This is a genomic window from Oxynema mangrovii CENA135 (assembly GCF_016632315.1).
Lineage (GTDB): Bacteria > Cyanobacteriota > Cyanobacteriia > Cyanobacteriales > Laspinemataceae > Oxynema > Oxynema aestuarii.
This window is the reverse complement of sequence record NZ_JAEOXH010000001.1, coordinates 1,099,436-1,117,996: the sequence shown is the minus strand read 5'-3', so window position 1 is coordinate 1,117,996 and position 18,561 is coordinate 1,099,436. Positions and strand designations below refer to the sequence as shown.

The window sequence follows — 18,561 nt, the reverse complement described above, 5'->3', positions numbered from 1 at the left end:
TTTAACATGGTTGGCGATCTGATTTTACTTTTTACGAGGGAGCGGCAGCGAGCCAACTGGCAAATTCTTCGGTAAAGCGATCGCGGGCGATCGCCTCGCGAATGCGGCGGGTGAAGCGCATTAACTCGGTGATATTGTGAATGGAGAGCAAAGTATAAACCAAAATTTCGCGCGATCGCCACAAGTGATTGAGATAAGCGCGGCTGAAGTTCTGGCAAGTATAACAGGGACAGTCCCCGTCGAGGGGGGTAAAATCTTCCGTAAAGCGGGCATTTTTAATATTCCAGCGATCGCCGCCCACCAACACCGCACCGTGACGGGCCCAGCGCGTCGGAATCACGCAATCGAACAAATCTACCCCCGCCGCGATCGCCTGGACCATTTCCCTCGGCGTTCCCACCCCCATCAAATAACGGGGCTTGTCTGCGGGTAAATGGGGCGTGGTCACCTTAACAATTTTTTCAATTAATTCCGGCGGTTCCCCGACGCTGACCCCGCCAATCGCGTAGCCGGGTAAATCCAACTTCGCCAGAGACCGGGCCGCCTCGGCGCGCAAATCCGGGTAAACGCCACCTTGGACGATCCCGAATAAAGCGCGATCGCGCGGGTCGTGGACGGCGATGCACCGTTCCAACCAGCGATAGGTTCGGGCCGTGGCTAACTCCACTTCCTCCCAGGTCGCCGGATAGGGCGGACATTCGTCAAACGCCATAATGACGTCCGCGCCGAGGGCGTGTTGGATCTGGATCGACTTTTCCGGCGTCAACTCGATCGTGCGACCGTCGCGCGGCGATCGGAACGTCACTCCTTTTTCCGCGATCGTCCGTAAAGAACTCAAACTAAAAACTTGAAATCCACCGGAATCCGTCAGCATCGGGCCAGTCCACTGCATGAACTCGTGCAGTCCACCTGCTTTCGCCACGATGCGTTCCCCCGGTTGGAGGTGTAAATGATACGTATTGGCCAACACCATCTGCGCCCCGGTCGATCGTAACTGCGCTGGCGTCAGCGTTTTCACGGTTGCCAAAGTGCCTACAGGCATGAAGATCGGTGTTTCTACCGAGCCGTGCGGCGTCTCGAACAGTCCAGCCCTCGCCTCGGTATGGCTGCACTTTGCCTGGGTGTTAAACGTAAAATGGTGACCCAAATTTCGCGGTTAATCTAGATAGCTTTTCAATCTTTCCTCGTTTCCCGCCCCTTGTCAAAACAATAACGGCCCTTCGTCGTCAATTTCGGCATCGAGTTTGGCGGAAATCACTTCCCGTAAAACCGCTTCGAGAGCCGAAGTTTCAATTTGGCGAGCAGCGCGATCCTTGAGCGGGTTAGATAATGGAATTAAGCGCAAAACTTGCCCCTCTTGAATTAAATCAAAATAAGATTGAGAATCCGGAGCTTGTTGGAGTTCGAGACAGTCAAAACTACAGACGTTAAGATAAATCCCGTGGTTGGCGATCAAGGTCGAGCGGTTGGGATCGGCAAACACTTCCATAATGTAACCGTCGCCTTCACTGTGCAGTTGGTTGCCGTACCAGTGGACGTAACGAACTCGCCCCAAATCTCCGAGGACTCCGAGCATATCTTGTTTGTTGACGACAATACCAGTATCCACAATGCAAGGAGGTGGCACCCTGGTATTGAATGGATCGTGACTCATTGCAAAAAACCACCTTTGGTGTACAATCTTCACCCCTCTAAAATTCCAAGAATTTGATGGCGGACATCAAGAGGGGGTCTTTAAAAGTTTTTGTGTTTCGATGCCGAACCGGATCGAATTTAGACCCGGCACGATCGATACAATTCTGGCACAGGTTCCCGATGGGAGGTATCCGTAAAATGGCTGAAAAATTGCAGGTTTATTCGATCGCCCGTTCGCGACCCAATCGCCCTATCCAGCAGGAATACTCATCAACTGACATCGGTGCGCTAGCCCTCGCTCACTCCTCCGGCGAGTTGCGCCAATCGTGTAGTGAGAAACTGAGGAGCTCAGATGAATAAATACAAACCTCGCCCTTGGGAAGCGATCGCCCAAACCGCCAAAAAACTGCGGGCGGGAATGGCCGCCGCGATCGCCTTTTATACCTGTTTGCCCGTGCCGCTCAGTTGGACCCTAGAGTTTCGCGGTATTGCCCGCTTCGCTCCCCTCGTCGGCTTGGGCGTCGGAGCCTTGCTAGCCTTGTTCGATGCCCTGTTGCATCTGCTCGACATGCCTATCTTAACGCGCAGCGTCTTAATCGTCGGCATTTGGATCGCGATTACCGGAGGACTGCACCTCGATGGGGCAATGGACACTGCCGACGGACTTGCCGTGCAAGATCCGCAACGGCGATTGGAGGTGATGGCAGACAGCCGGACGGGGGCCTTCGGCACGATCGCGGCGATCGCCATCATCTTGCTGAAAACCGCCGCCCTCAACGATTTGGACAGTTCCCGGGCGATCGCCCTGATGGCTGCCGCCACCTGGGGACGCTGGGGACAATTGGTGGCGATCGCCCGCTATCCGTACTTGAAAGCCACGGGAAAAGGAGCCTTTCATAAAGAGTCGATGCACTCGCCGTGGGATTTACTGCCCGGTTTGGCGATCGCGATCGCCCTGAGCGTCATTCAAGGGTCGGTCGGCGGTGGGGACTGGAGTTTGGCGATCGGAATGGCGAGTGCGGGCAGCGCGATCGCCATTCTCACCGGAGCCTGGTTTAACCAGCAACTCGGCGGTCATACCGGAGATACTTACGGCGCCGTCGTCGAGTGGACGGAAGCCCTATTATTATGCGTTTTGGCAGGATTTTGAGAGATTTGAAATTGGAGATTTCAGATTGAGAGGGGGGCGCTGCGCTTGCAACCGCTAACATCTGAGGGTTTCCCCTGAGAACCCTTGATGCTGAAACATTCTTGCGAACTGAGCAAACTATTTTGAGGAGCGATCGCCAACCATGGCCTCTGTATTAGAAGAATTTCAACCCATTGCAGCCATAGCGACCACCCCACGAGGCGTCCGATGCTTGCAACGGCTGGGGGAAGATCCCCAGATGACCCTTTGGGTCGGCGAAGCCCTCGGCGAAATGCCCCGTACTCGCGTTTACTCCGGTTCCCTCAAAGACCATTTGAGCGCGATCTGGAGCGAGACCCGCGCCCTTATTTTTTGCTTGGCGACCGGGGCCGTCGTGCGCTCGATCGCCCCCTTATTACAAAACAAACAACAAGATCCGGCGATCGTCGTTATCGACGAAGGGGGTAAATACGTCATCAGCTTGTGTGGCGGACATCAACGGGGGGCCGATCGACTCGGCGAGGCGATCGCCCGCCAACTGGGCGCCACGGCAGTGTTGACCGGGGCATCGAACGCCCTGGGATTGCCCGGTGCGGATGTTTTGGGCGAACCCTTCGGCTGGCAACGGGGGGCCGGGGACTGGAATGCGGCGAGTGCGGCGATCGCGCGCTCTGAAGCCGTCGAAGTCGTGCAGGAGGTCGGCTGGAAGATTTGGCAGCAGCACCTGCCGCCGTCGCATCCCTTTGTCGGCGAGGGATTGAAGCCGATGCCCCCCGTTGCCGACCTCGCCGCCCGCATCTGGATAAGCGATCGCCGCGTCCCGGACCATCCCGAATCCGAGATCCCCGAAATACACTGGCATCCGCGTGTGTTGTGGGTAGGGGTCGGCTGCGAACGGGGAACCTCAGCTCGCGTTATCGAGACGGGCATCGAGCGGGCCTTATCCCAAGCGGGGTTGGCGCCCGAGGCGATCGCCGGACTGGCCACGATCGCCCTCAAAGCCGACGAAATCGGCTTACTCGAACTGAGCCGCGATCGCCACTGGCCCTTGAAAACCTTCGAGGCGGAGGACTTACGAGCGATCGCCGTTCCCACGCCGTCCGCCATCGTCGAGGCGGAAGTCGGCACCCCCAGCGTGGCGGAAGCGGCAGCATTGAGGGCCGCCGGAGCCAGCGAACGGGCCGAGGCGCTGGTCGTCGCCAAGCAAATCTGTCGGATCGACGGCGAACCGGGGGCGGCGACGGTGGCGATCGCCCGTGCACGACAGGAATACAGCGATCGCCCGGGTCAGTTGTGGCTTGTCGGCACCGGGCCGGGTTCCCTGGAACTGATGACCCCCGCCGCTCAAATGGCGATCGCCGGAGCCGATGCGATCGTGGGTTATACTCTTTATATAGATTTAGTTTCTCCACTTTTGCGTCCCGGTCAAATCGTCGAATCCTTGCCGATTACCCGAGAACGAGAACGGGCCGAACGGGCGATCGCCTTAGCGGATCGGGGTTTAAAAGTGGCCGTGATTTCCTCGGGAGATGCGGGAATTTACGGCATGGCGGGATTGGTGTTAGAACAGCTCGCCGCCAAGGGTTGGGACGGTAAAACGCCAAAAGTCGAAGTATTTCCCGGGATTAGCGCCGTCAACGCGGCGGCGGCGCGGGTGGGAACGCCGTTGATGCACGATTTTTGTGCGATCAGCTTGAGCGACTTACTGACGCCGTGGGAGGTCATCGAGAAGCGCTTGCGAGCGGCGGCGGCGGCGGATTTTGTCGTGGCACTGTACAATCCGAAATCGCGCAGCCGCACGGAACAGATCGCGATCGCGCGGCAAATCCTGCTAGAGGAGCGATCGCCGGATACCCCGGTGGCGTTGGTGCGATCGGCGTATCGCGAAGACGAGCGCATCGTGCTGACGACCCTCGATCGCCTCTTAACTTGTGAGATCGACATGTTGACCACCGTGTTAATCGGCAACCGCAGCACGCGGCGGCATGGAGACTGGATCGTGACCCCCCGAGGGTATTTGGGCTTGGACGATCCGGCAGGTCGCCCCGATTGACGGCGCGGGTCACGGCGCCTTAGTTGCAGCGATCGCCGACGGGGGGATAACCGAGGGACACGCAATCGCGGCCCTGTCGCTTCGCCTCGTACAAGCCGCGATCGGCGATCGCGATCGGATGGCTGGGGTCCCCTTCCCCATTGGGGATCGAACTGGCGACCCCACAACTGAGGGTGACCACCTCGTCAATTTCTGACGTCGCATGAGGAAGTGCCAACGATCGCACGCGAGTGCGGATGCGATCGGCCACGCCGAGAGCGGTTTGGGCGTCGGTATTGCCTAAAATCACGGCAAATTCCTCGCCACCGTAGCGGGCGACAAAATCTCCGGCCCGCACGGCCCGTTCGATCTCCCGTGCTACTTGTTGCAAGCAGCGATCGCCTTCGAGATGTCCGTAGGTATCGTTATAGTGTTTGAAATAATCGACATCGCACAAAATCAGAGATAAGCTCTTGCGATCGCTGGCATGACGGCGCCATTCCTGTTGTAAATACTCGTCAAAATAGCGCCGATTGGCGACCTGAGTCAGTCCGTCGATAAAAGCTAAATTTTTCCACTGTCGCGTGTAGTCGAAAGCCACCGCCAACACCGCCGCACTCAAGGCGATCGCGGGGGTAAAACCCGGCAACCACCAACCATTTAAAAAGAGCCAGTAACTCGTGGCGATCGCGCCGACATTGCCGACGGTGATTTCTGCCAGTAAAATTCGACCGATGCCGATCTTTTTTTTCTTAAAAAACTTGCTATTTAAGACGACAAAACTGCCCACCGAACCGATAGCCGCCCACAGGAAAACCCATAATTTTTCCTGAGTTTGATTGACGGTCAACAAGAGGTAACGACCGTCAAGGGCGGCACTGAGTAATTGACTGGTTGCATTGGCATGAACGATCGCCCCTTCCATGGCCAAACGGTTGTCGAACGTGGTGTTTTTAGAGTTATAAGGGGTATGAAAAATATCGTTGAGACTCGGCGCGATCGCCCCGATCAAGACGACGCGATCGTGAATAAATTCGCCAGAAAACCGATTTTCCAAGACGTCGGTGAGGGAGATACAGGTAAATTGGTCGCGATCGCCACGAAAATTTAAGAGCATTTGATAGCCCCCGGTATCGATGTTACTGTAGCCACCGCCATGACTGGACAAAGGTTTTAAAACAGCCCGACCCAAACGATAAGTTTTCGTCTGGGAATCGACAATTTCCGGCGCAATTCCTTCAGCTTTCAAATACAACAGGGCAAGTTGAACGGACAAACTATTTTTCATCGCCTCGTTCCGATGAATAGACATCAAATGCCGCCGTACTTTTCCATCGGGATCTAAAACGATATCGGAAAACCCAATTTGTCCTAAGTGCGCCAAAGTTGGCGCGGGGGGAATGTCGTTACCGACAACTTTTTCAATACCGATTAAATAAGGTGTCGATCGGTAAATTTCTTGAAGTTCTGCGGAACCGGGTTCGACCGCCAAATTTCGATAGAGATCGACCCCGATCGCCCGAGGTTCGTAAGCTTTGAGATGGGCGATCGCCTCAGCCAAAACCCGATCGCTCATCGGCCATTTTTGTAAGAATTCGATATCCGCTTCGTCCACCGTGACGAGGGTAATTCGGCGATCGGGCGGTTCGAGGGGCCGCCACTGAAAAAAGCGGTCTACAAGGTTCAGTTCGATCGATTCAAACACCCCGAGCCAACTGGTCACCACGGTTAACGTAGCGACAATTAGACTAGTCAGAGTAACGCGCCCCCCGTATTGCCAACGATCCTTGTTGAAGCCTCGCACGACTGACATGCTCTATCTATACCGAGAATTTTAGCGGGGAGAAGAACGGGTATTGACTGGGATCCCGGGTTCTCGGGCTATCTTCTCCAAACCGACCGATTCGAGCAGTTGTTCCCAAATCCGATCTTGATTGTCCGTCGCTGGCGCCTGGCGCCACTGAGCCACGATCGCGAGTGCATCGTACCACAAATGATTTTGTAAATAAGGGGTCAATTGTGCGTGCCGCGCGGTGGCATCCTGGGGAACCGAAGTGCTTGTCTCGCTCCAGGGATTGGAGAGTGACGGATCGGCCACCACCCGTTTGACATGTCCCGAAACCATCGGATCTCCGGGACGCAAGGCGCGATCGCAGGCGACGCTGAGGAACCAGGTGTAATCGCGATCGGCCACCAATTCCGGTGCGTCGGCGGGGAGTGGAATTTCGATGACTCCCGGGGTGCCCTCGATGGCGATCGACTGCTCGTAATAATAGCTTTCCCCCTCGTCGCGCAGGGTAAACACCGCCTGACGGGCCGAAGTTTCGGGAATGTAAACAAAAAAGGTCGGACGTTCTCGCGCACTCAAGGCTTGGTCGCGATGGGGAACTAATGGGGTTAACGAGGCGTTTTCCGTCGGGCGATCGCCCGGACACAGCCCCACGGAAGCGGGACGAGTTCCGGCCCCTTCGGTTTGTTCCGGTTCCCCCTCTCCGGGAGGCTCGAAAAAGCCCAATACGGTAAATCCATCGAGTTCTACGGCAAGCGGTCGGGCCAAGACTGGAGCGGTCGCGATCGGAGCGATACTCAGTCCAATTCCTACCAGCATTGCAGACCAAATCTTTGACTGACGGCTCATCATTTTTCTCTTCCTTACACGCTTTGTTAACGACTAGATGAAAGATTCCGATTGTAAACTCCAAGTTTTTTTCAACTTCACCGATGTAGAGATCGGCGATCGCCCTAGTCGCTCGATCCCCCTTCACTCCTCAATTCTAAGCGCTCAATTTTCTCAAGACCAGTGCCCCACTAACACGAAGGCCGCCCAATAAAAAGGATGCTCGTATCGGGACTGTTCTTTTAAAAATAATTGCGCCTGACGCAGTGCTTGCGCCTTGCTCGTTTGGGGTCGAGCCAGAAACTCGTAAAACTTTTCCATCAGCATCGCCGTCGAGCCGTCGTGAACCGACCACAAACTCGCTACCGTACTGCGGGCGCCGGAGTTGACCGCCACCCCTGCCAAACCGAGCGCCGCTCGTTTGTCGCCGAGTGCGGTTTGACAGGCGCTTAACACTAACAGTTCAATGGGAGTTTTATACGGCTCCTGACGACTTTCTAAAAGTTGGCCGAACTCTTCGAGATCGAGACGGTCGTCCCAGGTGACAATATAGGTTTCTTCCCGACGAGAACTGAACTGGCCGTGGGTTGCCAGATGTAAGACGCGAAAGGGTAAATCGTCAACTTGTTTTTGCAGCATCGTCGAGGTAAACGCTTCGTCGAGAAAGGTTTGAGTCTCGGTGTAGGCTGCAATTTTTTCTAATTCTAATTTGACCCCCGGTAAGGGAGAAAAGCCGCGCCGACCTTGGGCCAGTCCTCCTGCAATCACTTGTAAGGAATGGGGCGTCAGGGAGGTGTCGCCGAGTAATTGCAGTCCCGGGGCCACGGCGAGGGCATATTTATCGATCGCGTAACGTTCGCCGTCGTAAAGAACCCCCATCGGCAGATTTTTTAACGCTCCTTCTAATACGAACACCAGGGTTTCGATCTCGGCGCGAACGAGTTCGGGCTCCAGGGGAGCGAGCAGCCAGCGATAGAGTTGCTCGGACAGTTGCAGGCGTTGGCGGTCGGAAAGGGCCGGATTGAGCGATCGCAACAGCCCTTCGACCGCTTCCTCGACTTCGGTCTGGGACACGAGGGTTTCGTGATAGCTCAGGGTACCGTCCGGGAGGGAAACGACGATCGCCAGACGGCGATCGAGCAAGATCGGATAAATCACCGCAGCATGGGGGTCGAGACCCGAGATCGGTTGCGGTTTCGCCTGCAAGCACGGCTGTTGCAAGAAGTTTTCTAATTCGATCAGTTGCAGGTTTTCTAGGGTTTTCAGGGCTTGTTGGAGCTCGGTTTGGGCGATCGCGCCGCCGTCGAACTTCGGTTGCAGCAGCAGGTCGATAAATTCGCGATAAATCGGTTCGACTCGTTCGCGGAAGGAAAACTGGACTTCCTGACTCATGGCGACCAGTTCCTGGCGCAAGGATTGTAAGGTATTGACGGCTTCGCCATAGGCGGCGATCGCCCCGTCGCGATCGCCCGTGCGCCCTAGCACCCGTCCTAAACGCCACTGCCAGCGATAGGCAATATGGTCGGCGTGACTGTGCAACGCCAGAGCGAGGGCTCGCTCGAACAACGATCGCGCGCTGTCGAGTTGTCCGGTACGTTCGTAAAGTTCTCCGAGGGTGCCGAGGGTATAGGATTGGGCGATCGGATCGCCGAGTTGTTCGGCTTCCCTAAACGATCGCCCCAACCGTTCCCCCGCGTCGGCGAGGCGATCGCGATCGCTCTGTCGGCGATCGTCCAAGAGGGCGATCGTGTAGTTGACGCGGGCGTAAATTTCCTCCCGTCCTCCCCCATCGAGGGCGTTGAGTTCCGGTTCGAGAACCGCTAGCAAGGCTTCGATTTCGGCACCGCGATCCTGGCGGATCAGTAAATGCAAGTGGTTGAGTCTGGCTTGAACCCGCAATAAAGGACGAGTCGCCGTAGCGGCGGCTTTCTGGTAGTAGGCGATCGCGCCGTCGTCGTCGCCGAGCAAATGGGCGTTGTTACCCCGATCGATCCAACTGGTGGCAAGGGGATTGGGAGAATTGAGGCGCTCGAACAATTGATGGCTTTTTTCGAGCAGTTCGCGAGCGCGCTCGAATTCCCCCGCGTGCTGCACGGCTAACGCCAAACTTTGCCACCCCGTGGCAGTGAGGGATAAATCGGTCTGCTGCCGGAGTTGTGTTTCGACTTGTTCTAACCGTAGGTTCGCCTGTCGGTAGTCTCCCAACATTTGCAAGGCTTGTGCTTGGTTGATTTGACTGCCGAGTACCCCCAGGCGATCGCCGAGGGCCGCGTAGCGATCGCGCGCTAACTCCCATGTCTGAACCGCCCCTTCGATCTCGCCGATGGCAAACGACACCGAAGCTCGGGCATTGGTCGCTTTCGCTAAAATGGCAGCTTCGCGGCGATCTCCCGACGGCGACGTTTCTAAAATTTCAAAACTTTGTGAGATCGTATCGCGCGCGGCGGACCAATCCCCTAATTGGCGATAGGCCAAACTCAGATAGGTCAAACTCAAGGCGCGATCGAGGCGATCGTCGGCGCGTGTGGCCGCATCTTGCCACACGCGCGCCGCTTGCGCGTACTGTCCCTGCTCGAATAGCTCCCGTCCATTTTCGACCGACTCGGACACGGCGATCGCCGATTCTGGAGAAAAACTCGGTTTGGCGGTTCCACGAGCCTCACTCACTAAGATTAAGCAGGTCAATAAGGCGACTAAGACGGAGGCGATCGTTCGCCGTCTTCGCCGCCACTGGTTCCAGTGCGATCGTCGATCTTTATTCATGCTCGTTTTTAGCCGTCGGGTCGGGTAGTCGAGTCCTGATTCTAGCCAAAACCAACGACAACGCCACTAGGGCTGTAGATTCGGTGGTTTGGACTGGTGCGATCGCCCCGAATTCGGCTCTCGAATTTCCCTCGCTCCATTGAGGGGGTCTCGATCGAGGTTATTTTGGATCGATTTTAGACAGAATTTCTGATAAAAAGGCTTGATAGTCGATCACGGGTTTGGCAATATAACCATCTGCACCACTTTGCGCCAGCAGTTCTTCGCGATCGCCTGCCATGGCGTTGGCGGTCACTAAAATTACGGGTAATGTAGCCGTGGCGGGGTTGGCTTTGAGCATTTGGGTGATTTGCACCCCGTCGATGGGTTGACCCTGGTAGCGACTGTTCGCCAAGGCCACATCCATTAAAATGACGTCGGCTGTCTTGGTGTGGGCAATTTGCAACACTTCTTCGACATCTTCCGTATGTTTGACTGCCAAACCGCCTCGCTTGGTCAAGATTTTGGAAAAAACTTGGACGTTGATCGGATTATCTTCAACGATGAGAACAGTTTTCATGTTAGATTCCCCGCTCGACTAGATCGAGAAAAAATCGCCCTCGGGGCGCGATCGCAGTCGGGAGCTTTTGAGTGGCAATGGTCGATTCATTCAACGTTCAATAACAGCAAACACCGCATTTTCTGAAATTTAACATTTTTTTGTAGAAATTGACATTAAATCTGATTCGGTCATTTTTCCAAACTTCACCCCTCACCCCTTGGCAACCCGCGATCGCCCCGTAAATTTACTAGGCTTCCCTCAACTCGCGATCGCCGAAGTCTTCCCCGTCGCGATCGCCCAATCGTTCGACGATCTATTTTCTCTTATTTATTTTTTATGCAAAGAATTTGGATCTTTTCCTTCAATTTTTTCTCATTTTCTCTCATTTTTTTATGAATTTTAATAACCATCGATCGCCGCCATCTCCACCGATACCTAAAGTAATTCTAAGCAGAACTCAAAAATTTCGATCGCCACGTCGATTTCCTTTCCAGCATAATCTAACGCCGCTTGTAGCGAGAGAAAGAATTTAACATTAGCATTTAACATTGAGATGGCGCTCTCCTTCTCAACGGTGAAGTTCGTCAACCTAACCTGCTCCCACAGCGATCGCCATCCCAATGCAACCGCGATCTCTCCTCTGAAATCGGGGGGCTGAGACATTAATTCTTCCTATCTGAGCGATCGGACTAACATGAATTTCAACTATGATCTTAAGATCTTCTAAGCAATTCAACATCCATACAGGATCGACGGAGGTTACTCAATGGCGGATATTGTCGATATCGCAGTCAGCAACGAGGGGTTTGAGACCCTCGTTGCTGCCGTGAAAGCAGCTAATTTAGTCGAAACTCTCAAAAGTCCCGGTCCGTTTACCGTTTTTGCGCCCAACGATGCGGCATTTGCCAAACTTCCCCCGGGAACGATTCAAACTTTATTGCAAAATATCCCTCAGCTTACCCGAATTCTCACCTATCATGTCGTTCCCGGTAAATTGACTCGAGCTCAACTCAAAGACATGCCATCACTCACCTCTGTGGAAGGATCGCCAATTGCGATTGACTGTAGCGACGGTTTTGAAGTGAAAAATGCCACCGTAATCGCGGCGGATATCGAAGCGGATAACGGTGTCATTCACGCGATCGATACGGTGTTGTTAATGGGTTGAGTAGGGTGGCTTTCGGATTCTCATCATTGCACCATCGGAGAATCCGAAACCCTAGAATCAATCCAATTTATTCGTAACTTGGTGAAAGTTGGCGTTCGGGTAGGATCGCTTCTCCATATTCGGGAATCCACGTCAGCCACTCGGTTTCGCTATAACGACACAAAAGTAAGGCTTCGTCGTAGCAAAAAGGGGTGGGACGTTGTAGGAGTAAAACCCAGGTGTTGGCGTGAAAGCGATCGCGATCGAGTCGGTCTCTCACTCGTTTGAATTCGACCTGGCGATTTTCAATTTTCATCGACTTATCCTTCCCTCTTGCTCAATGACCGATCCACTGGGAAAGGCGATCGCTTCCCCCTCAATCTTCCCCGAAGTTGCTTAAATCTTAATTTTGTCTGTATCGGAAGTTACAAAATTAAGAGGTTCTCCGTCAAGAAACTGTCTTATAACTTTACAAGCCCGGATTTGCTCAATTTTGCAATTCTTATTCTTCGTCCTCGTTTTCCCCAAAGATTCCACATCGGTTTCCACAAGGGGTTCGTCGTTTTCCACAAATTAAACAGTCTTTTCCACAAGCTATCCCGGTCGAGTTGCACTCTTTTGGTGGAGTTGGGGATTTCGTGGCGATCGCCCGAGCCTCCGCTTCCGTGGGGTCAAATTGTTAAATTAAGTCACAAAAAATGTACTCAAACCCCTATTATCTCGTAAGGGTTGACACTCAAAATCGTCACTTTTAACATTTCGCAACGTTGACAATCCCACCCCTTCTCGGCGCACAATAAAGCCGCTAGCCTCGATGGGCTGAGGGAACCGGGGGCGTTCGCGTAGCATCTCCCCAGGAGAATCGCCCCAATCGGCAAACCCTCAGACCCGAGGTTGTTCCAGCCCCGCGCGCAAGGAGAGGTTGCCCATGAAAGCCAACGTCAGCATCCTGGCTGAAATCCCCGAAGAACTGCACGAATCGCTCAAAGGATACTTAGAAACCCATCCCGATTGGGATCAAGACCGCGTATTTTGTGCCGCTCTGTCCCTGTTTTTACTCCAAAATGGGGAGAGTTGCACCCCAGAATCATCGCGTAACTACCATCGAGCGGCACGGGTGTATCTCGAAACGTTATTCCACAATCCGGCATAGCGATCGGTTTCGAGCGATCGCACCCCATGGAATAGGGAAGCGAGCTGCTCTTCATTAAATGGAAGGGTGGGGGATCCACGGATCCCCCACCCTTGTCGATTCGCTGCCTGGCAGGAAGGGCGAAGCCCTACAATGCGGATGAGACCAGCAACCCGTAGCCATAGCTTGTAGTAAAGTAGAGAATCGAGTAACCCAGGGACTCTGGGGAAAGGAAACCGCCTGTCAAGTCGGTCTGTCGGGGTTTAACGACCTAGACAAGTGGCGTGGGTCAGGAATACCCAATCGTGAGGTTGGGAAGCCCGCGCTGTACCCGTAGGGTCAGCGTCGGGAGGATGTCACCGCTAAACATCCAACGTCAATATTGAAATGAGTGAACCAGCGAATCCATCGACCTTACTCGATACCCTCGTCGTCGGTGCGGGCATTACGGGTCTGACGCTTGCATTCGACTTGCAACAGAAATCGAGCGGCACCGCCCATCCAGCGAAAGTTCTCATCGCCGAAAGTCAATCTCGGGTGGGAGGTCGCATCGTTACCGCATCGGGAGATGGTTTTCTCTGGGAAGAAGGCCCCAACAGTTTTGCGCCGACCCCAGAGTTATTACAATTAGCCGTTGAAGTCGGCTTAAAAGATGAATTAGTCTTCGCCGACGGCAAACTCCCTCGCTTCGTCTACTGGCAGGGGGAATTAATGCCCGTTCCCATGAGTCCCCCGGCAATCGTTAGCTCGAAACTGCTCACTTGGCGGGGGAAACTGCGCGCTTTCTTCGGTGCTTTGGGGTTTGTCCCTCCGGCTATGGCCGATGTAGGTTCCGAGGAAACTGTCGCCTCCTTCTTCGAGCGCCATTTGGGCCGCGAAGTGCTGCGGCGCTTAGTCGAACCGTTCGTGTCCGGAGTCTATGCCGGAGATCCGCGACAGTTAAGCGCCCGAGCGGCATTCGGGCGCGTGGCGCGCATGGCCGAAGCTGGGGGCGGACTGGTTGCGGGAGCAATCCGCACGAGCCGCCAGAAACCGAAAACGAAAGCTACCCCAGATCCGAACGTCCCGCAGCCCAAACGGGGACAGCTCGGTTCTTTTCGTCGGGGATTGGCGACTTTGCCCGAGGCGATCGCCGATCGCCTCGGAGACGCAGTCCAACTCAACTGGCACTTAATTCGGGTGCGCCCCACCGAAAGACGAACCTACATCGCCGAGTTTTCGACGCCGGACGGTCCGAAGCGGGTAGAAGCGCGCAGCGTGGTCTTGACCACCCCAACTTACGTGACGGCTGATTTATTCGATCCCCTCCACGGGGAGATTGCCCGAGCCTTACGGGGATTTGTCTATCCGTCGGTGGCTTGTGTGGTGTTGGGATATCCGACTTCGGCGTTCAAACGCCCGTTAAATGGCTTTGGTAATTTGATTCCCCGAAATCAGGGGATTCGCACCCTGGGGACGATTTGGTCTTCGTCCTTGTTTTCCGGGCGGGCGCCGGAGGGTTGGAATTTGTTGATTAATTTTATTGGGGGGACGGGGGATCCGGCGATCGCCGAGTTAGAGAAAGAGGAGATCGTTCGGGTCGTGCATCGAGATTTACTCAAAACCCTGCTCGCGCGAGATGTAGACCCGAAGGTGTTGGCGGTTCATCTCTGGAAGCGGGCGATTCCCCAATATTGCTTGGGTCACCACCAGCGCTGGGAGCAGATCGATCGCGGTTTGCAGGAGTTTCCCGGTCTTTATTTGTGCGGAAATTACAGTGACGGGGTAGCGGTTGGCGATTGCGTTCGCCGCGCGCGCGATCGCGCTGCGCAGATCCGCCAATATTTGGCCTCGGCGACGGTTTAATTTTTTGACCTCGAAAACCGCTCGTTTGTCCGATCGAGCGAGCGGTTGGGCGATCGCCGCTTATTCGTTATCGTCGCGGTCAATGAGAGCGGTTTTTCAGAAAATTTAGCAAAAATTTGCAGCACTCGGGCGTCTGATGAGGGACAGTGCCGATCCCCCTATCCCCCCAACCCCCCTTTGAAAGGGGGGTTGGGGGGATAGGGGGGGGAACGAGCAAAGTAGGGGTTTGGTTACCAAACCCCTACCTGGCGAGGGGGATTTAGGGGGATCTAAAAGACAAAAATATTACAAAAAAATACTACAAAAAAATTCACAAAAAAATCTATAAAAATTCGCCCATCGATTGCCTCGATCTATAGTTTTATCTTTATCCCCTCAATCTACATCGTAGGTCGAATATTACTAAAATATGCCTCGAATTTTTATCCAATTTGCTGACCCCCTTAAAGCCTAATCGAACCATCGAAATTGCTACTTAGAGCCGTCGATCGCACCCTGTAAAATAGTCAATCGATCTCGGGCAAATTGCAGCGAGACCCGATCGCGGACGCCAACGGCGATCGCCCCCAAAAGACCGTCCGACACCCACCGAAACCCACAAAGATTGAGACGGTTCCAGAGATCGCCCCCCGCAACCGCTCGACATTCCCATTCATACTTCCATTTCCGGCGATCGATCCGAACTTTGGATCTCAAACTTGTAGCCCACCCCTCGGACGGTTTGAATCAGTGAAGGACTCCCCGTATCCGGTTCGATTTTGCGTCGGATTTGGCCGATATGAACGTCTACCACGCGCTGGTCACCCACGTAGTCATAATCCCAAACTTCCTGTAACAATTCCGACCGCCGCCAAACGCGACCGGGATGACTGGCCAAAAAGTAAAGTAAATCAAATTCCAAAGCCGTTAAAGAAACAGGTTTTTCGTTGAGGGTCACCTCCCGACGCACCGGATCGATACACATCGCGCCGAAGGTCAGAGACGGCTGTTCGGCGGTTTGGACGACACGCTGTCGTTTCAAAAGCGCCCCCACCCTAGCCCCGAGTTCGACCAGACTAAAGGGTTTGGTGATATAGTCATCCGCCCCCAAATTAAACCCTCGAATTTTATCGGCTTCATCGGTGCGACTGGTGAGCATCAAGACAAAAACCCCCGTGCGTTTTTGCATTTCCTGACAAAGCTGATACCCGGTGGTATCCGGCAAATTAACGTCAAGAATCACCAGATCGGGGTTAAATTTTTCAAAACTCTCTAGAGCTTTTTTTCCATCCTCTGCCGACTCCATTTGATACTCTTGCTGACTCAGAAAGCGATAGATCAAATTGCGGATGGCAGGATCGTCATCAACGACAAGAATCTTGGCAGGAGCCATAGCTACAACAAATGCGGTGTGAACTGGGTAAGAACGATCGAAGACGCTGACATCTGAGATCGGATGCCAGACTGGAGAAATTTACACGATTTCCCGAAAACCGGACAAAACTAACAATCATTTATCCAGCATTGTGACATTTTCCTGACCCCAAGCCTACCGGATACGAGGCGGGCTTCCCAGCTTGGCAGAAAATCGTCCCGAGGTCTTCGGAGGTTTTGAGTCCCCTTTTTTGGCAGGTCGCATCAGCATCGAAAATGGTGGTTACCTCAGCACTATCTTGCCATTCTAAATGGAGAAGATCTCGCCTATGCGATCGGATAAGTCGAGCCATTCGATCTCTTGGGGAAAGGAAATCTGTAAGGGTAGAGCCAAAGATGAGATTGCCTGAGCCGTTTGCCCCCACTCGATTCGAGCTAGCCCCCAGGAATAGCGGAACCCCTGAGAACGCTGCCCTTAAAAAAGGGGACGGGTTGCTCTCTGAGCTTTACCCATGGTCACACAAATCGGGACGGGTTACTCGGGGAGCCTCCCGATCTTATCTCCTAGGAGAAGGAAGTTATGAGGATTTAGAAATAAATCCGTGGGAATTGTCCATCTCATGTCACCATCTCTCTAAGCTCCGTAACGACTTCAAGGCCGGACCCGATCTTAGTATTGAGTGTTAAGTGGGGTAGAGTGTCTCGAATCTCGTGAAATCGAGAACGGCCAACGAACTCACAAGCGAGGGCATACTAAAAAGAAAGAAGCGATCGCTGCTGCCCATTCCAATCTAGGCAATTGAGGGAGATTCCAGAGACAATAGAGTTCTACGGATTTCTACCGAGTGCCATTGACATGAGGGGCGATCGCCTCGTTTGAGGAGAGCGACCAATTGCTCAAAACCTCGTCATTCTGGCAAGTTTTTGAAATATGAATATTAACTTTTCACCGACCCACTCCCCTCTCATTCTCCTCGTGGACGACGATCGCACCACTCGCATGATGTTGCGTCGCGCCATGATCAAAGAAGGGTATCGCGTCGCCGAAGCCAGTAATGGATTGGAGGGAGTTGAAGCGTACCGCCAAGTCAAGCCCGACATGGTGTTGCTCGACGCGCGAATGCCCAGTTTAGATGGGTTTGCCTGTTGCCAGCAAATACAAGCGGTCTCGGAATTCAAAAGTACGCCGATTTTAATGATCACCAGTTTAGAAGACGAAGATTCCGTAGACCGAGCCTTTGAAGTGGGTGCTACGGACTACATCACCAAACCGATCCACTGGGCAGTTTTACGCAGGCGCGTCCAGCGTTTGTTACAGGAAAAGCAAGCGGAAAGAGAAATCCTCAAAGCTTTGGAGCGAGAACGAGAACTCAACGCTTTGCGCTCCGGGATCGTGACGATGATTTCTCACGAATATCAAACGCCTTTAACAGCCATTATTTCCTCGGCAGAACTGCTCGAATGTTATTGGCCGAGGTGGGATGAAGAAAAAAGAAAAAAACATTTACAACGCATTCAAACTGCCGCCGGGCACTTGAGTCAGTTAGTTCGCGATGTCTTGTCGATCGATCTGGCCGAATCGGGTCAATTGGAGTTCAATCCTTTGGCCTTGGATCTCGAACAATGGTGTCGGTCATTAGTAGCCGAAGCGGGAGATCGTAGCCGCGAAGTCGCGTTGCACTTTGAAGGGGACGGCCAGAATTTAATCCTCGACGGCAAACTATTGCAACAAATTTTAACCAATTTATTGTCTAATGCGATTAAATACTCCCCCGACGGAGGAGAGATCGAGTTAACTGTCAGTTGTCGCGACCTCGACCGGGAGGATGCGCATTTCGGGAGCGACGGCCAGGAAAAGAACCGTTACCAAATTTCGGGGGGGGGGGCGCCGTTAGAGCCTGCGGACGATACGTCCTCGGCGATCGTGTGCTTGCAAGTTCGCGATCGCGGCATCGGGGTGCTTGCCACCGAACGACGGGCGATTTTCCAAGCGTTTCACCGAGGCAGCAATGTTTCGACGATTCAGGGAACTGGGTTGGGATTGGCGATTGTCAAACGGTGTGTGGAACTGCACGGGGGACAAATTGAAATTGACAGCGAACTCGACGTGGGAACGACGGTGACGGTGACTTTACCCGCGCGGCGCCTCTGCCAAAATGCCTCTCTCGACGATCGCCGTTCGATTTCCGGGTCTTCTTCCCTGGAGGCTACGGGATAAGCCCGAACGATGGAGCGGATTTGACCCCCCCACCGGGGCGATCGTGACCCGCGCCGAGGGGATCGAGAGATTGTTACAATTTTTTGTGTTTGTGAAAACCCGATGATTTCTAGAGGCTAGAGCGATGCGGAACTCCTTTAAATGGATCG

Annotated in this window: 15 protein-coding genes; 6 read left to right on the top strand and 9 right to left on the bottom strand. The window is 54.0% G+C overall.

Annotation, left to right across the window (positions count from 1 at the left end; translation table 11 throughout):
* Positions 1–31 precede the first annotated feature (31 nt).
* Both tgt and JJD41_RS04325 read right to left on the bottom strand, forming a co-directional pair.
* Positions 32–1,147, bottom strand: coding sequence for a tRNA guanosine(34) transglycosylase Tgt (gene tgt, locus JJD41_RS04330; protein ID WP_200664873.1), 1,116 nt, complete (start codon positions 1,145–1,147; stop codon positions 32–34).
* A gap of 54 nt (positions 1,148–1,201) precedes the next feature.
* Positions 1,202–1,654, bottom strand: coding sequence for a hypothetical protein (locus JJD41_RS04325; protein WP_200664872.1), 453 nt, complete (start codon positions 1,652–1,654; stop codon positions 1,202–1,204).
* A 333-nt stretch (positions 1,655–1,987) separates the two neighbouring features.
* Here JJD41_RS04325 and cobS point away from each other — a divergent pair, with 333 nt between their 5' ends.
* Both cobS and cobJ read left to right on the top strand, forming a co-directional pair.
* Positions 1,988–2,785, top strand: a complete 798-nt coding sequence (gene cobS, locus JJD41_RS04320) for an adenosylcobinamide-GDP ribazoletransferase (protein ID WP_234488503.1) — start codon at positions 1,988–1,990, stop codon at positions 2,783–2,785.
* A 142-nt stretch (positions 2,786–2,927) separates the two neighbouring features.
* Positions 2,928–4,817, top strand: a complete 1,890-nt coding sequence (gene cobJ, locus JJD41_RS04315) for a precorrin-3B C(17)-methyltransferase (RefSeq protein ID WP_200664871.1) — start codon at positions 2,928–2,930, stop codon at positions 4,815–4,817.
* A gap of 19 nt (positions 4,818–4,836) precedes the next feature.
* Here the strand turns inward: cobJ and JJD41_RS04310 are convergent, their stop codons facing one another.
* From JJD41_RS04310 to JJD41_RS04290, 5 genes are all read right to left on the bottom strand, one after another.
* The gene (locus tag JJD41_RS04310) at positions 4,837–6,609 is read right to left on the bottom strand and encodes a CHASE2 domain-containing protein (RefSeq protein ID WP_200664870.1); all 1,773 of its coding nucleotides are present in this window, start codon (positions 6,607–6,609) and stop codon (positions 4,837–4,839) included.
* 21 nt (positions 6,610–6,630) lie between these two features.
* Positions 6,631–7,404, bottom strand: coding sequence for a DUF928 domain-containing protein (locus tag JJD41_RS04305; protein ID WP_234488502.1), 774 nt, complete (start codon positions 7,402–7,404; stop codon positions 6,631–6,633).
* 183 nt (positions 7,405–7,587) lie between these two features.
* Positions 7,588–10,176, bottom strand: coding sequence for a CHAT domain-containing protein (locus JJD41_RS04300; RefSeq protein WP_200664868.1), 2,589 nt, complete (start codon positions 10,174–10,176; stop codon positions 7,588–7,590).
* A gap of 160 nt (positions 10,177–10,336) precedes the next feature.
* On the bottom strand, positions 10,337–10,735 hold the full coding sequence (locus JJD41_RS04295) for a response regulator (RefSeq protein ID WP_200664867.1): 399 nt from the start codon (positions 10,733–10,735) through the stop codon (positions 10,337–10,339).
* 417 nt (positions 10,736–11,152) lie between these two features.
* Positions 11,153–11,380: a hypothetical protein gene (locus JJD41_RS04290; RefSeq protein ID WP_200664866.1), complete on the bottom strand. Its 228-nt coding sequence runs from the start codon at positions 11,378–11,380 to the stop codon at positions 11,153–11,155.
* A 103-nt stretch (positions 11,381–11,483) separates the two neighbouring features.
* Between JJD41_RS04290 and JJD41_RS04285 the strand changes: the two genes are divergently transcribed.
* Positions 11,484–11,885: a fasciclin domain-containing protein gene (locus tag JJD41_RS04285; protein WP_200664865.1), complete on the top strand. Its 402-nt coding sequence runs from the start codon at positions 11,484–11,486 to the stop codon at positions 11,883–11,885.
* Between the two features lie 67 nt (positions 11,886–11,952).
* Here the strand turns inward: JJD41_RS04285 and JJD41_RS04280 are convergent, their stop codons facing one another.
* A complete protein-coding gene (locus tag JJD41_RS04280; RefSeq protein WP_200664864.1) occupies positions 11,953–12,180 on the bottom strand; it encodes a hypothetical protein in 228 nt (75 codons plus the stop codon).
* Between the two features lie 612 nt (positions 12,181–12,792).
* Between JJD41_RS04280 and JJD41_RS04275 the strand changes: the two genes are divergently transcribed.
* Both JJD41_RS04275 and hemG read left to right on the top strand, forming a co-directional pair.
* Entirely contained in the window at positions 12,793–13,017 is a 225-nt protein-coding gene (locus JJD41_RS04275; RefSeq protein WP_168568923.1) for a DUF2811 domain-containing protein, read from the top strand.
* 366 nt (positions 13,018–13,383) lie between these two features.
* On the top strand, positions 13,384–14,841 hold the full coding sequence (gene hemG / locus JJD41_RS04270; protein WP_200664863.1) for a protoporphyrinogen oxidase: 1,458 nt from the start codon (positions 13,384–13,386) through the stop codon (positions 14,839–14,841).
* A gap of 652 nt (positions 14,842–15,493) precedes the next feature.
* Here the strand turns inward: hemG and JJD41_RS04265 are convergent.
* Positions 15,494–16,213, bottom strand: coding sequence for a response regulator transcription factor (locus JJD41_RS04265; protein WP_168568921.1), 720 nt, complete (start codon positions 16,211–16,213; stop codon positions 15,494–15,496).
* Between the two features lie 912 nt (positions 16,214–17,125).
* On the opposite strand from JJD41_RS04265, the gene JJD41_RS04260 reads away from it, so the two are divergent.
* On the top strand, positions 17,126–18,412 hold the full coding sequence (locus JJD41_RS04260) for a hybrid sensor histidine kinase/response regulator (RefSeq protein ID WP_200664862.1): 1,287 nt from the start codon (positions 17,126–17,128) through the stop codon (positions 18,410–18,412).
* Positions 18,413–18,561: the final 149 nt, after the last annotated feature.

Bases quoted from the DNA above. Each gene is read 5' to 3' on its own strand.
- hemG (WP_200664863.1), top strand. From the start codon at position 13,384: ATGAGTGAACCAGCGAATCCATCGACCTTACTCGATACCCTCGTCGTC.
- JJD41_RS04325 (WP_200664872.1), bottom strand. From the start codon at position 1,654: ATGAGTCACGATCCATTCAATACCAGGGTGCCACCTCCTTGCATTGTG.
- JJD41_RS04275 (WP_168568923.1), top strand. From the start codon at position 12,793: ATGAAAGCCAACGTCAGCATCCTGGCTGAAATCCCCGAAGAACTGCAC.
- JJD41_RS04280 (WP_200664864.1), bottom strand. From the start codon at position 12,180: ATGAAAATTGAAAATCGCCAGGTCGAATTCAAACGAGTGAGAGACCGA.
- JJD41_RS04300 (WP_200664868.1), bottom strand. From the start codon at position 10,176: ATGAATAAAGATCGACGATCGCACTGGAACCAGTGGCGGCGAAGACGG.
- JJD41_RS04285 (WP_200664865.1), top strand. From the start codon at position 11,484: ATGGCGGATATTGTCGATATCGCAGTCAGCAACGAGGGGTTTGAGACC.
- cobJ (WP_200664871.1), top strand. From the start codon at position 2,928: ATGGCCTCTGTATTAGAAGAATTTCAACCCATTGCAGCCATAGCGACC.
- JJD41_RS04310 (WP_200664870.1), bottom strand. From the start codon at position 6,609: ATGTCAGTCGTGCGAGGCTTCAACAAGGATCGTTGGCAATACGGGGGG.
- JJD41_RS04305 (WP_234488502.1), bottom strand. From the start codon at position 7,404: ATGCTGGTAGGAATTGGACTGAGTATCGCTCCGATCGCGACCGCTCCA.
- JJD41_RS04295 (WP_200664867.1), bottom strand. From the start codon at position 10,735: ATGAAAACTGTTCTCATCGTTGAAGATAATCCGATCAACGTCCAAGTT.
- cobS (WP_234488503.1), top strand. From the start codon at position 1,988: ATGAATAAATACAAACCTCGCCCTTGGGAAGCGATCGCCCAAACCGCC.
- JJD41_RS04290 (WP_200664866.1), bottom strand. From the start codon at position 11,380: ATGTCTCAGCCCCCCGATTTCAGAGGAGAGATCGCGGTTGCATTGGGA.
- JJD41_RS04260 (WP_200664862.1), top strand. From the start codon at position 17,126: ATGAATATTAACTTTTCACCGACCCACTCCCCTCTCATTCTCCTCGTG.
- JJD41_RS04265 (WP_168568921.1), bottom strand. From the start codon at position 16,213: ATGGCTCCTGCCAAGATTCTTGTCGTTGATGACGATCCTGCCATCCGC.